The 14,541-nt window shown below is 28.8% G+C and carries 14 protein-coding genes; 11 read left to right on the top strand and 3 right to left on the bottom strand.

Going from position 1 to position 14,541, the window contains the following annotated elements:
- Positions 1–34: 34 nt before the first annotated feature.
- Both GQ540_RS05845 and tatA read left to right on the top strand, forming a co-directional pair.
- Entirely contained in the window at positions 35–709 is a 675-nt protein-coding gene (locus GQ540_RS05845) for a head GIN domain-containing protein (RefSeq protein WP_291798698.1), read from the top strand.
- 48 nt (positions 710–757) lie between these two features.
- Positions 758–955, top strand: coding sequence for a twin-arginine translocase TatA/TatE family subunit (tatA, locus tag GQ540_RS05850; RefSeq protein ID WP_291798701.1), 198 nt, complete (start codon positions 758–760; stop codon positions 953–955).
- 72 nt (positions 956–1,027) lie between these two features.
- On the opposite strand, the gene GQ540_RS05855 is transcribed toward tatA, so the two are convergent.
- Both GQ540_RS05855 and GQ540_RS05860 read right to left on the bottom strand, forming a co-directional pair.
- A complete protein-coding gene (locus GQ540_RS05855) occupies positions 1,028–1,345 on the bottom strand; it encodes a heavy metal-binding domain-containing protein (RefSeq protein WP_291798704.1) in 318 nt (105 codons plus the stop codon).
- Positions 1,345–2,262, bottom strand: a complete 918-nt coding sequence (locus tag GQ540_RS05860; protein ID WP_291798706.1) for an SPFH domain-containing protein — start codon at positions 2,260–2,262, stop codon at positions 1,345–1,347. The genes GQ540_RS05855 and GQ540_RS05860 overlap by 1 nt, the downstream gene beginning before the upstream one ends.
- Before the next feature lie 192 nt (positions 2,263–2,454).
- Here GQ540_RS05860 and GQ540_RS05865 point away from each other — a divergent pair, with 192 nt between their 5' ends.
- Positions 2,455–3,000 (top strand): acyl-CoA thioesterase, encoded by a 546-nt coding sequence (locus GQ540_RS05865; RefSeq protein WP_291798708.1) that lies wholly within the window; start codon positions 2,455–2,457, stop codon positions 2,998–3,000.
- A gap of 31 nt (positions 3,001–3,031) precedes the next feature.
- On the opposite strand, the gene gltX is transcribed toward GQ540_RS05865, so the two are convergent.
- The gene (gltX, locus tag GQ540_RS05870) at positions 3,032–4,561 is read right to left on the bottom strand and encodes a glutamate--tRNA ligase (protein WP_291798711.1); all 1,530 of its coding nucleotides are present in this window, start codon (positions 4,559–4,561) and stop codon (positions 3,032–3,034) included.
- Between the two features lie 179 nt (positions 4,562–4,740).
- Here gltX and GQ540_RS05875 point away from each other — a divergent pair, with 179 nt between their 5' ends.
- The 8 genes from GQ540_RS05875 to GQ540_RS05910 form a co-directional block, all read left to right on the top strand.
- A complete protein-coding gene (locus GQ540_RS05875) occupies positions 4,741–8,019 on the top strand; it encodes a DUF4175 family protein (RefSeq protein WP_291798714.1) in 3,279 nt (1,092 codons plus the stop codon).
- 7 nt (positions 8,020–8,026) lie between these two features.
- Positions 8,027–8,440 carry an rRNA maturation RNase YbeY gene (ybeY, locus tag GQ540_RS05880; RefSeq protein ID WP_291798717.1) on the top strand — a complete coding sequence of 138 codons (414 nt, stop codon included), beginning with the start codon at positions 8,027–8,029 and terminating at the stop codon, positions 8,438–8,440.
- Positions 8,441–8,474: 34 nt separating this feature from the next.
- Positions 8,475–10,346 (top strand): tRNA uridine-5-carboxymethylaminomethyl(34) synthesis enzyme MnmG, encoded by a 1,872-nt coding sequence (gene mnmG / locus GQ540_RS05885; RefSeq protein WP_291798720.1) that lies wholly within the window; start codon positions 8,475–8,477, stop codon positions 10,344–10,346.
- 53 nt (positions 10,347–10,399) lie between these two features.
- On the top strand, positions 10,400–11,254 hold the full coding sequence (locus GQ540_RS05890) for a sulfurtransferase (protein WP_291798723.1): 855 nt from the start codon (positions 10,400–10,402) through the stop codon (positions 11,252–11,254).
- Between the two features lie 2 nt (positions 11,255–11,256).
- Positions 11,257–12,117 (top strand): class I SAM-dependent methyltransferase, encoded by an 861-nt coding sequence (locus GQ540_RS05895; RefSeq protein ID WP_291798726.1) that lies wholly within the window; start codon positions 11,257–11,259, stop codon positions 12,115–12,117.
- 230 nt (positions 12,118–12,347) lie between these two features.
- Positions 12,348–12,854, top strand: coding sequence for an OmpH family outer membrane protein (locus tag GQ540_RS05900; protein ID WP_291798729.1), 507 nt, complete (start codon positions 12,348–12,350; stop codon positions 12,852–12,854).
- A gap of 203 nt (positions 12,855–13,057) precedes the next feature.
- Positions 13,058–13,936 carry an alpha/beta fold hydrolase gene (locus tag GQ540_RS05905; protein ID WP_291798731.1) on the top strand — a complete coding sequence of 293 codons (879 nt, stop codon included), beginning with the start codon at positions 13,058–13,060 and terminating at the stop codon, positions 13,934–13,936.
- A 34-nt stretch (positions 13,937–13,970) separates the two neighbouring features.
- Positions 13,971–14,541 (top strand): alpha/beta fold hydrolase (locus GQ540_RS05910; RefSeq protein ID WP_291798734.1); only part of this gene is annotated, 571 nt, incomplete at its 3' end.

Raw genomic sequence — 14,541 nt, forward strand, 5'->3', positions numbered from 1 at the left:
ATTTTGTGAGTTATATGATAAAAATGAATTTAAAATGAAAAAACTAGCACTATTACTTACATTAACTTGTTCAATACTTTTTGCGCAAGAACCAATTACAAAAAACCTTGGAGATTTTAACACCTTAAAAGTTTTTAATGGTTTAACAGTTAAACTAGAAAAATCAGCAAATGCTAAAATTGTAATTTCAGGAGAAAAAGCGGAAAATGTTTCCATCAAAAATGCTAATGGAATACTAAAAATAAGATTAAAATTTCCTGAAGGATTTACTTCGGAAGATGTTAAAATAACACTTTATTATAATAGTAATATTGATATTTTAGATGCAAATGAAGGTGCTAGAATTATTTCAGAGACTACAATTAAACAGCAACACTTAGAAGTTAAAGTACAAGAAGGAGCTGTTATTAAAATACCTGTAGAAACAAAACATTTAGTTGTTAAAGCAGTATCAGGAGGTATTATAAAATTAAGAGGAGCTACTCAAAATCAAACTATTGAAGCTACAACCGGTGCTATTTATGAAGCATTTTATTTACAAAGTAAACAAGTAATTGCTACAGCAGCTTCAGGAGCAAGAGTTGAAGTTAAAACAAGTGAGGTTTTAGATGCGAAAGTACGTTTTGGTGGTACAATTTATTATAAAGGAACCCCTGAAGTTTTAAAAACCAAAAAAATAATTGGAGGTACTATTAAAAGTAAAAACTAATTTTAGTTTTGAATTTATTACTATCTTTGTAACTCAAAATTTAAAATTATGAATGCATTACATATATTTTTAGGAATGGTTGGCCCTTGGCAAATAGTGGTAGTTGTTGTTTTAGTATTATTATTGTTTGGTGGAAAGAAAATTCCGGAGTTGATGAAAGGCCTTGGAGGTGGAATAAAAGAGTTTAAAAAAGCTTCTCAAGAAGAAGAAGCCGATAAAGAAAAAGAAGAAAAAGAAAAAAAATAGTTTTGAACCATAGTATATAAAAAAACCTGTACAATTTGTACAGGTTTTTTCGTTTATATAAGATAATAATTTTTAAAATTTAATTGCGGTACCGGAAGCAGTTACCATTAACATACCTCCTTTAGCGCCAACAGTTTCATAATCTAAATCTATTCCTATTATTGCGCTAGCTCCAAGCTTTTGTGCTTGTTCTTCCATTTCTTTTAACGCAATTTCTTTAGCTTCTCTAAGTACTTTTTCATAAGAACCAGATCTACCACCTACAATATCTCTAATACCTGCAAAAAAGTCTTTAAAAATATTTGCACCAATAATAGTTTCACCAGATACAATACCAATATATTCTTTAACGGTATGAGTTTCTAATGTATTTGTAGTTGTTAAAATCATTACTTTTTAGTTTTTTTAGGAGTTAAATCTGATTCATTTATTTTATTAGCAGCAACTAAACTTGTAACCATATCATTTAACATTGAACTAGCTGCATTTGGATTGTTTGGTAATAGAATTAAGTTAGATTTTGTGTCAGATCCAATACTTTGCAATGTATCATAATGTTGTGTAATTACAATTAATGCAGATGCTTCTTGGCTGTTAATACCTGCATTATTTAATACATCAACACTTTCTTCTAAACCACGTGCAATTTCTCTTCGTTGATCTGCAATACCCTTACCTTGTAAACGTTTGCTTTCAGCTTCAGCCTTGGCTCTTTCTACAATTAAAATACGTTGTGCATCACCTTCGTGTTGTGCAGCAATTTTTTCTCTATCAGCTGCGTTAATACGGTTCATGGCTATTTTTACATTCTCATCAGGATCAATATCTGTTACTAATGCTTTTATAATATCATATCCGTATTCAAGCATCGCTTGTTTTAAATCTCGTTGAATTGCTAAAGCTATTTCTTCTTTCTTTTCAAAAACATCATCTAAAATCATTTTTGGTACTTCAGCACGTACAACATCAAAAATAAATGCTGTGATTTGTTCATGTGGGTTTTGAAGTTTGTAAAAAGCATCGTACACATGACCTTGTCTAATTAAAAATTGCACTGAAATTTTTAAATGTACAAATACATCATCTTGAGTTTTGGTTTCAACAATAACATCTAGTTGTTGCACACGTAAACTTACACGTCCAGCTACTTTATCAATTAAAGGTATTTTAAGTTGTAAACCTGCGTTTCTAGTACTTTGAAATTTACCAAAGCGTTCAATAACCGCAATTGTTTGTTGTTTTACGGTAAATAAGCCTGATGCTATAAGTACAACAGCAACAAAAATAATAATATACGTTCCAATCATTTTAATTTTTTTTATAAGGTTAATAATTCAATTTAAAGATACAACAATCCTTAATATCTTTATCTATATGTAGTTTTAATTTTGGTTATGTTACAAAGTAGTTAGAAATAATATTTATAACTTAAAGAAAACACAATGATTTAATATTAAACTGAGATTTTATACTCATATTTGAATATTATATTAAATTTTATGGATAAAAAATTCAAAACTACTGCAGCATCTGAAATTATATTAACGGAATTAATGCTTCCGTCACATTCTAATTTCAGTGGTAAAATTCACGGAGGGTTTGTTTTGTCATTAATGGATAAAGCAGCTTTTGCTTCAGCGTCTAAATTTTCGGGAGAATATTGTGTAACAGCATCTGTTAATAGAGTTGATTTTTTAAATCCTATTGAAGTTGGCGAATTGGTAACTATGAAGGCTAGAGTTAACTACGTTGGACGTTCTTCTATGGTTGTTGGTATTAGAGTTGAATCTCAAAATATTAAAACAGGCGTTATAAAACATTGTAATTCATCTTATTTTTCAATGGTAGCTAGAGATGAAAGTGGAAAATCGGTAAAAGTACCAGGTCTTATTATTGAAGACGTTAACGGTTTACGGCGTTTTTTACGTTCCATTAAACACATTAAAATGCGTAAAGAACGTAAGATTGAATTTAGCAATAAAAACTTTTCTGCTGATAATTACAGTGAATTACTGAAAGGATACAATGTAAAAATTGAGATATAAAAAAAGGAGCTAATTAGCTCCTTTTTTTCTGTTATAAAGTGTTAATAGCTTTATTAATTCTTTCAATAGTTGAAGTTTTCCCAATCATTTCAGTAATATCAAACAGGTGAGGACCTTTCATTGCACCAACCAAACTTAATCTAAAAGGTTGCATTACTTTTCCAAAACCTATTTCTTTTGAAGTGATCCATTCTTTAACTATAGTTTCAATGTTTTGAGAATTAAAATCTTCAATAGTATTTAGAACTTCAATTAATTCTTTCATTAATTCAGGAGTACCTTCTTTCCAATTTTTCTTTGAAGCTTTTGCATCAAATTCTAGAGGAGCTTCAAAAAAGAAACTACTTAATTCCCAAAAATCAGTTACAAAAGTGGCACGCTCTTTAATTAACGAAACAACTTTTTTAGTATAATTTATATCTGAAGAAACTCCTTTTTCAACTAATACTGCACTAAATAATTCAGCCAATTCGCTGTTTGATTTTTGCATCATATATTGTTGATTAAACCAATTGGTTTTATCTGGACTAAATTTAGCACCGCTTTTACTTACACGTTCTAAAGTAAATGTTTTACACAATTCTTCTAGCGTAAAAATTTCCTGTTCAGTACCTGGATTCCAACCTAATAAAGCAAGCATATTTATAAAAGCATCAGCAAAATAACCATCTTCTTTATAACCTCTAGAAACTTCTTTAGTTTCAGAATTTGTATACGCTAGCGGAAATACAGGAAACCCTAGTTTATCTCCATCACGTTTGCTTAATTTTCCTTTTCCAACAGGTTTTAAAATTAAAGGTAAATGTGCAAATTCAGGAATTTCCCAATTAAAAGCTTCGTATAAAGCAATATGAAGTGGGAGTGAAGGCAACCATTCTTCACCACGAATTACGTGGCTAATTTCCATTAAGTGATCATCAACAATATTTGCTAAATGGTACGTTGGCATTCCATCACTTTTAAACAAAATTTTATCGTCTAATAATTCTTTTTTGAAGGATACATTTCCTCTTATAATATCTGTTGATGAAATTATGGCACTTTCACCATCTTTCAAAGGATCGTGCATTTTAAAACGAACAACATAGTTGTCTCCATTTGAAATACGTTGTTCAACTTCTTCTTTTGATAAAGAAATTGAATTGGTTAATTTAGTTCTATTATGCCAATTGTAAATAAATGTCTTCCCTTTTTCTTCATGGTTTTTCCTATGAAAATCAAGTTCTTCAGCAGTATCAAAACAGTAATAAGCATTTCCACTTTCAATTAATTGATTTGCATACTGTTTGTAAATGTCTTTTCGTTCAGATTGACGATAAGGTCCAAATTTTTCATTTTTTCTCGGTCCTTCATCAAAAGGAATGTTACACCAGTTTAACGCATCAATAATATATTGTTCAGCATTAGCCACATAACGTGTTTGGTCTGTATCTTCAATTCTTAATATAAAAGTACCGTTGTGTTTTTTAGCAAATAAGTAGTTAAAAAGGGCAGTTCTAACACCGCCAATATGTAAAGGTCCGGTTGGACTTGGAGCAAATCGTACTCTAACGTTCTTCATTTTGTTTTGTTTTAAAGTGCAAAGATAATTTTTCAATAGGAATATGTGAATTTTATTCAAAAAATTAGAATCAAAAACACCGTATTGGTTATGTGTTGAATATTATTTAAGAATAAATTGTAATCCTATAATTTATTTTTAGTTTAATTTAGCTTTTACTAAAGGTTAAAAATTTACTATTGAGCACTTATAAAAGCATAGAAGTTAAACTTCAAAACTTTATTAAAAAGTTTTATTATAATGAACTTATAAAAGGACTTTTATTGTTTTTTGGTATTGGTTTATTGTATTTTATTGCTACTCTTTTTATTGAACATTTTTTATGGTTAAAACCTTTTGCGAGAACTGCTTTATTTTGGGTTTTTATACTTGTTGAATTAAGTTTATTTACGTTCTATATATTAATTCCAATTGTTAAATTAGTAGGTTTTAAAAAGGGAATTTCAGAAGTTGAAGCCTCTAAAATTATAGGAAATCATTTTCCTGAAATAAATGATAAGTTATTGAATATGTTGCAGTTATATAATACTGAACAAAATTCTGAACTTATTTCAGCAAGTATTGAGCAGAAATCTAAAGAATTACAACCCATTCCATTTAGAGGCGCTGTAGACTTCTCTAAAAACAAGAAATTTATTAAATATGCGCTAATTCCAATTGTAATTTGGCTATTGGTTTATGTAACAGGAAATATCACAATTTTTAACGATAGTTTTTCAAGAGTTGTACATTATAATACACAATTTGAACCACCCGCGCCGTTTTCTTTTATTATTTTAAATACCTCATTTAATGTTGTTGAAGGAGATTCTTATACACTTCAAATTGAAACGAAAGGAACTATAATTCCAGAAGATGCTAAAATTAATTTTTTCAATGAAAATTATTATTTAGAAAATCTAGGTTTTGGAAAATTTCAATATGTGTTTTCGAGTGTAAAAAAATCGATTCATTTTTCTTTAGAAGCAAATGGTGTAATTTCAAAAACCTATCAAATAAATAGTATTGCTACACCTGTTATTACCAATTTAAAAATGGTGTTGAATTATCCTAATTACACAGGAAAACGTAATGAAGTAATTCAAAATACGGGTAATGCAATTGTGCCACAAGGAACCAATATTTCTTGGCAAATAGAAACGCATCAAACAAATAGTATAAGTTTTCTTGAACAACAAAATGCTGTTAATTTTAAACAAGTTTCTAATGATTATTTTAGTTATTCAAAAGACGTATTTTCATCTATAAATTATAAAATAGCAACTTCAAATACACAATTAACCAATCATGAATCTTTAAATTTTGGAATTCAAGTAATTTTAGATGAGCATCCAAAAATAATAGTAAAATCTGATATTGATTCAATTAGCAGAGGACCAGCACAGTTTATTGGTCAAATAAGTGATGATTACGGTATAAAAAAGCTTCAGTTAGTATATTATAATAAAAATGAGAAAAACGTACTTAAAACTTATTTAATTACAGTTTCAAAATCCTCTTTTTCAGATTTTTACTATGTTTTTCCTGAAGGAATTTCTATTGAAGAAGGTATAGATTATGAACTGTATTTTGAGGTTTTTGATAACGATGCTGTAAATGGAAGTAAAAAAACCAAGAGCAACGTTTTTAGTTATTACAACAAAACTGAAAAAGAATTAAAAGAAGCATTGTTAAAAGAACAAAAAGAAACCATTCATAATATTTCAAAGACTTTAGAAAAATCTAAACTATCAAATGCTGAAGTTGAAAAATTTAAAAACACACTTCAAAAGAAAGCTGATATAAATTGGAACGATACTAAAAAATTAGAAGAATTTATAAAACGTCAAACTAAGTATCAGGAATTGTTTAAAAAGCAAACCAATCAGTTAGAAGAAAATTTAAACGAACAATCAAAAGATCCGGATTTAAAAGACAAACAAGAAGAACTTCAAAAAAGAATTGAAGAAACAAAAAAATTAGCTGAACAGGAAAAATTAGTAGACGAGCTAAAAGAACTTACTGAAAAACTGGATAAAGAAGATTTGGTTGATAAGTTAAAAGAGCTTGCAAAAAAGAATAAACAAAACGAGCAAAGTTTAGAGCGTATTTTAGAACTCACTAAACGTTTTTATGTGGAACAAAAGGCAAATCAGATTAGTGAAAAATTAGACGAACTTGCTAAAAAAGAAAAAGAGTTATCTAAACAAAACGAAGAAGAAAATACTTCTGAAAAACAAGAAGAAATTAAAAAAGATTTTGAAGCGATTAAAAAAGATTTTGAAGAATTAGAAAAACAGAATAAGGATTTAAAACGCCCTATGAAACTTCCTGATAGTGAAGATGAGAAAAGTGATATTGATAAAGATTTAAACAAAGCGTTAGACGATTTAAAAAAGCAAGATAAAAATAGCGCAAAGAAAAGTCAAAAATCAGCTTCCAAAAAAATGAAGGAATTGAGCGAAGCTATGGAACAATCTATGGAAGCTTCAGAAGGAGAATTTATTGATGAAAACATTGAAGATTTACGAAAAATTGTAGAAAACTTAATTGAGTTTTCTTTTCAACAAGAAGATTTGTTAGATCGATTTTCAAGTTCAGATAATCACCATCCTGAATATCCAAAAAACATTAAACAGCAACATGTGTTAAAAGAATATTTTGAACATATTGATGATAGTTTGTATGTGCTTTCATTACGTTTAGTAAAAATGAGTAGCGCTATTCAAAAGGAAGTTTCAGACGCACATTATCATATTGATGAGTCATTATTAAATTTTACCGAAAACAGATTTGATCAAGGAATTTCAAACCAACAATTTGTAATAACTGCAGCAAATAATTTAGCGAATTCTTTAAGTAATTTATTAGAAAGTTTAATGAATGCTTCACCTAGTTTTGGAAAAGGAAAAGGAAGTCCGCAAGAATTTAGTTTGCCTGACATTATTAAAAAGCAAGGTGAATTGATGGATAAAATGAAAGAGGGAATGAAAAAAGGTAAGAAACCAGGAGATAAACCTGGAGAAAAAAAAGGTAACAAACCAGGAGAAGGAGAAGAGCAAATGAATGGTGAATTGTATGAAATTTACAAACAACAATCTCAATTAAAAGAATTACTAAAAGAAATTTTAGGTAAAGAAGGAGTCAAAAAAGGCAACGGATCAGGTGATGCCGTGAAGCAAATGGAAGAACTTGAAAAGCAATTATTAGAGAAAGGTTTTACGCAAGAAGTTATTCAAAAAATGCAACAATTAAATTATGAATTGTTAAAATTAGAGAAAGCTACTTTACAACAAGGTGAAGATAAAAAACGCACATCTGAAACTAATATTGAACAATTTCAAAAACGAACTATTGATAAATTAAAATTACAAAATCTGTATTTTAATTATAATGAAATATTAAACAGACAATCATTACCTTTGCGCACTATTTACAAAAAGAAAGTACAAGAGTATTTTAAAACAGAGCAACAATAAATTTATAATGATTTTATTTAATTACGAAACCGATTTTAAACTAGACAATGAGGAGGTAACTCAACAATGGATTTCTAATTGTATTGCTTCACATGGTTTTTCTGAAGGTGAAATAAATTATATTTTTTGCGATGATGAATACTTGCTAAAGTTAAATATTGAATTTTTAGAACACGATACTTTAACCGATATTATTAGCTTTGATTATACACTTGGAAAGCTAATTAGTGGTGATATTTTTATTTCTGTAGAAAGAGTTAAAGAAAATGCTAAAAAATTAAGTCAAACACTTGACAACGAGTTAAGTAGAGTTTTAATTCACGGTATTTTGCATTATGTTGGCTTTAAAGATAAAAATGAGACAAATAAAGCTCAAATGAGAGTTGAAGAAGATAAATGTTTAGCTTTATTAGAATCTTAAAAAACGTTCCACGTGGAACACAATTTAATTAAATATGTTTAATACAGTTTACGATGTTATAGTTGTTGGAGGTGGTCATGCAGGAAGCGAGGCGGCGGCATCAAGTGCTAATTTGGGCGCGCACACACTTTTAATTACAATGAATTTGCAAAATATTGCGCAAATGAGTTGTAATCCAGCAATGGGCGGAATTGCAAAAGGACAAATTGTAAGAGAGATTGATGCTTTGGGCGGTTATAGTGCAATAGTGACAGATAAAACTGCGATTCAATTTAAAATGTTGAATAAATCTAAAGGTCCAGCAATGTGGAGTCCAAGAGCACAAAGTGACCGTATGCGTTTTGCTGAATGTTGGAGAACTATGCTAGAGCAAATTAATAATTTAGATTTTTATCAAGATAATGTTACGGGTTTAATTTTTGATGGAAATACAATTGTAGGTGTTAAAACAAGTTTAGGGATTGAAATAAAAGCTAAGAAAGTTATTATAACTGCAGGAACTTTTTTAAACGGATTAATTCATATTGGTGATAAAACTTTTGGTGGAGGTAGAGCAGGAGAAAGTGCTTCAATTGGAATTACAGAAGATCTTGTAAAAGTTGGTTTTGAATCTGGAAGAATGAAAACAGGAACTCCTCCAAGAGTGGATGCTCGTTCGTTAGATTTTTCAAAAATGATAGAACAACCTGGTGATGATAACCCTGAAAAATTCTCTTATTCAACCACTACAAAATCATTACAAAATCAACGTTCTTGTTATATGAGTTATACTTCGAAAGAAGTACATGATTTATTGAGAACAGGTTTTGATAGGTCGCCAATGTTTAATGGTAGAATACAAAGTATTGGTCCAAGATATTGTCCATCTATTGAAGATAAAATTGACAGATTTGCAACCAAAGAACGTCATCAAATTTTTGTAGAACCTGAAGGTTGGGATACTGTTGAAATTTATGTAAATGGGTTTTCAACTTCTTTACCTGAAGATGTTCAAGATAAAGCCTTGAGAAAAGTAGCTGGTTTTGAAAATGTGAAATTTCTCAGGTTTGGTTATGCTATTGAATACGATTATTTTCCACCTACACAATTAACACATACGCTAGAAACAAAGCTGATTAAAAATTTATATTTCGCTGGTCAAATTAATGGGACTACTGGTTATGAAGAAGCGGCAGCTCAAGGATTAATGGCGGGAATAAATGCTGCTTTAAGTATTCAGAATAAAGAGCCATTTATACTAAAAAGAAATGAAGCTTATATAGGTGTTTTAATAGATGACTTAATTACTAAAGGAACAGAAGAACCTTATAGAATGTTTACATCAAGAGCTGAATATAGAACTTTATTAAGGCAAGATAATGCTGATTTAAGGTTAACACCTTTAGGTTTTAAATTAGGTTTAGCTTCAAAAGAAAGAATGGATAGAGTGCAAGAAAAGCAACTTAAAACAGATTTGTTTGTTAAGTTTTTGATACAAACTAGTGTGAAACCTGAAGATATAAATCCTATTTTAGAAGAGAATAATACTGCTAAAATATCTCAATCTATGAAGTTATTTAAGATAGCTGCTAGACCACAATTAAACTTTGATGATGTACGAAAACTTAAAAGTGTTGAAGCATTTGTTCAAGAGAATTCTATTGATAGAGAAATTGTAGAACAGACAGAAATACATGTTAAATACGCTGGTTATATAGAGAAGGAAAAGAACCAAGCTGATAAATTAAACAGATTAGAAAACGTATCAATCCCTTCAAAGTTTGACTATACTAAAGTACAATCTTTATCTATTGAAGCTCGTCAAAAATTAACTAAAATACAACCAATAACTATATCACAAGCAAGTAGAATTAGTGGGGTTTCACCTAGCGATATTTCTGTTTTGTTGGTGTATATGGGAAGGTAATTTTAAACGTTCCACGTGGAACGTTTAAAATAATTTCAATAAAAAAGCATAAAATGAATACGATTATTTCTCCAATAATAGAAGTTGACGAACTTTTAAAAATACACAAATTAGAAGATGTAATTATTATTGATGCGTGTAATGGAGATGAAACAAACTATATAAAAAAGCATTTAAAAGGCGCTTTAGTAGTTAATTTAAACACACAATTATCTTCTATAAAAGAAGATGTTTCAATAGGAGGAAGACACCCTTTACCAACAATAAATCAATTTTCTGAGACATTAAATAAGTTAGGTATTTTTAAAGAAAGTCACGTAATAATTTACGATGATAAAAATGGATCAAATTCAGCCGCTCGTTTTTGGTGGATGTTAAAAGCAGTTGGACACAATAAAGTACAAGTTGTTAATGGAGGTTTTCAGGAAGCAGAAAGAAAAGGTTTTCCTGTGAATTCAGATGTGGTAATTTCTAAAAAAACTACAGAATATAAAATAACTTCTTGGATTTTTCCACAAGCAGATATACAAGAAGTAGAAAAATACTCATTAAATAAAAACTATAAAGTTATAGATGTTCGTGAAAAGGATCGTTATAATGGAGTTGAAGAACTAATTGATTTAATTGCTGGTCATATCCCTGGAGCAATAAACATTCCTTTTTCTACTAATTTAAATAACAATGGTTTGTTTAAAAACCCAAAAGAGTTGAAAGAACAATATCAAGCAATTTTTAAAAACACCAAATCAGAGAATAGTATTGTTCATTGTGGTTCTGGAGTAACAGCTTGTCATACATTATTAGCACTTACATATGCAGGTTTTAATATTCCAAAATTATATGTTGGTTCTTGGAGTGAATGGTCTAGAAATAAGAAGTCAATTAAAACTAATAAAACTAATTCTTAAGAATGATTTTTTTTGAAAACAATAAGATAACGTGTCAAGATTATACAGTTTCAAATGAAAAATTTGAGTTGGTTTATAATATAAAGTTAGAATTATTAGAAACATTTCCTCAACCAAAAATTGAAGACTTAGGTAAATATTATGAAAGTGTTGATTATATTTCTCACACAGATTCAAAGAAATCTGTTATTGATAAATTATATCAAGTTGTAAAAGGTTATGCTTTAAATCAAAAATTAAAGCTCATAAATTCGTTTAAAACCGAAGAGAAAAATATTTTAGATGTTGGTTGTGGTACAGGTGATTTTTTATTGAAGTGTAAAAATAATGGTTGGAATGTAGTGGGAGTAGAACCAAATTCAAATGCTTATAGTTTAGCTGAAACTAAACTTTCAAAAATTAAAACTTCTAAAATATTTTCAGATATAACTGAAATTACTTCAGAAAAATTTGATGTTATTACATTATGGCACGTGTTAGAACATGTTCCAAACCTTTCAGAATATATTTCAAAACTGAAATACTTATTAAAACCTAACGGAGTTTTAGTTATTGCAGTTCCAAATTATAAAAGTTACGACGCTAGTTACTATAAACAATTTTGGGCTGCTTTTGACGTGCCAAGACATTTATGGCACTTTTCAAAAAAATCAATTCAATTACTTTTTTCAGCACAACAAATGAATGTTGTAAAAATACTTCCAATGAAATTTGATTCGTTTTATGTATCCCTTCTAAGTGAAAAATATAAAAATTGTAAAAACAATTTTGTCAAAGCTTTTTGTATTGGCTTCCTATCAAATTTAAAAGCTATGGGAACAAAAGAGTATTCTTCATTAATTTATGTCATAAAAAAGACATAAAATCTATTTTAAAGCGATTTAAGCTCGTTTTAACCTGTAATATGTGAACTAATATTCAGTTTTTATGAAAACCACGTAAAAAAGCTGTGGTAAATCCATTTTTTATAAATTTTTATGATGGTTTATTACTTAACAATAAATTAATCTAATACTGAGAAATATTAGGGGAAACTTCTGTTTTTGTTTATATATTCGCAAAAATTTATACAACAATCCAAATCACTTTAAAAATGAAAAAATTATTAATTGTAGCTATTGCACTTATATTTGCATCGTGTAATCAAACCAAAATTGCATATATAGATATTGAAGCATTAATGAAAGATTATGAAGCTACCAAAGCATTAGAAGTTTCATTAAAAGCCAAACAAGAATCAATGGCAAAAGAATTAGATAGTATTAGCGCTCCGTTTCAGTTGAAAGTTCAGCAGTATTATCAAAAAGCTGAAAAGATGTCAACTCAAAAAAGAGCTGAAACTGAAAGCGCATTACAACAAGAACAACAATTTTTGCAATCTAAACAACAACAAGCTTCTCAATTATTACAACAAGAAAACCAAGAGAAAAGCGAAATACTAACTAAAAAAGTAGATAGTTTTGTTGCTAATTTTGCTAAAAATAAAGGGTATAAACTTATTCTTGGAACTTCAGGACAAGGTACGGTTTTATATGGTGATGAATCACTCAATGTAACAACTGAAATTTTAGAAATTTTAAACTTAGATTTCTCAAAATAAATTTTATAAAACACTGTAAATTAATTTAATAAGCCTATTAATTTAAAATTAATAGGCTTATTTTTTGTTTATTATTTTTATGAATTCAACTAACTATTTAAGTTTTAAATTTCATTAAAATTCAACTTTATGAAAGCAAAATAAGAAGTGTTAAAAAACATTAATCTTAATTTTTGTACATTGGGTTTTTAAATTTTTTAAACATGCCTTATTGGTTATACGTATTGGTTTTAATTTTAGCAACCTATTTGGTGCTAAGTATCATTTTATATTACGTTCAGGATTACTTTTTATTTAAGCCTGAAAAACTACCTAAAGATTTTCAGTTTTACTATGACAATCAGGAGATTGAGGAATATAATTTAGAAACCAGAGATGGAGCGACACTTAATGGCTTGCTTTTTAAACCTAAAAACGCATCTCGTGGTGTTGTTTTGTACCTTAAAGGAAACTCTAAAAGTATAAAAGGCTGGGGAAAGTTTGCAGTTGATTTTACTAGACACGATTTTAGCGTACTTATGGTTGATTATAGAGGTTTTGGAAAGAGTACAGGGAAACGTTCTCAAAAGGCAATTAAAAGAGATCTTCAAGTGATTTATAATAGAGTAAAAGAAGAATCATCAGAAGAAAGAATTATTGTGTATGGTCGTTCAATGGGTTCTGGTTTTGCTTCAAAATTAGCTTCCATGAACAACCCTAAAATGTTAATTTTAGATGCGCCTTACTACAGTTTAAGAAAGGTTGCAGGGCGTTATATGCCTTTTATGCCTTTATCAATTTTAATGAAATACCCTTTACCAACGTACAAGTGGTTGAAATATGTTAAATGTCCAATTCATATTATTCATGGAACACATGATAAATTAATTCCGTTTAAAACAAGTGTAAAATTATCCCAAATTCAACCTAAAATTACTCGATTGTATACAGTAATTGGTGGCGGTCATAAAAACTTAAATAACTTTGAGTCTTACCATAAAATGTTAGGTGAAATCATAAATTCTGTTCCCAAAGAAGTTAACTTAGAAGGTTCTAGCATTCATGTAAATCATGCTAAAAAAACAAAAAATGAGAAGGCTTAAAATAGGCGTTTTTAGTTTCATAATATTATACATAATGATAGCATCTTCGTTGTATTTTTTTCAAGAAAAAATAATATTTAGGCCAACCATATTACCACAGAATTATTCCTATAATTTTTCGAATAAATTTGATGAACTGTTCTTAAAATCTGAAGATGGGGCAATTATTAATGCGCTTCATTTTAAAGTAGAAAACCCAAAAGGAGTTATACTTTATTTTCACGGAAATATGGGAGATTTAAGTAGATGGGGAAAAATTACCGAGTTTTTTGTTGAATTGAATTACGATGTTTTTATAATGGATTACAGAACTTACGGTAAAAGTACAGGAACGTTAAGTGAAGAAGCATTTTATACAGATGCAGAAATGTGTTATAACTACGTTTTAAAACATTATAATGAATCAGAAATTACTATTTATGGGCGTTCTTTAGGAACAGGAATAGCAACTTATTTAGCAGCGAATAAAATGCCAAATCAACTTATTTTAGAAACACCTTATTATAGTTTAACAGATGTTGCAAAAAGAAGATTTTCTATATTTTACACAGATAAAGCACTTAGATATAATTTCCCATCACATACATTTATTCAAAAAGTAAATT

Source organism: Lutibacter sp. (assembly GCF_013139515.1).
Lineage (GTDB): Bacteria > Bacteroidota > Bacteroidia > Flavobacteriales > Flavobacteriaceae > Lutibacter.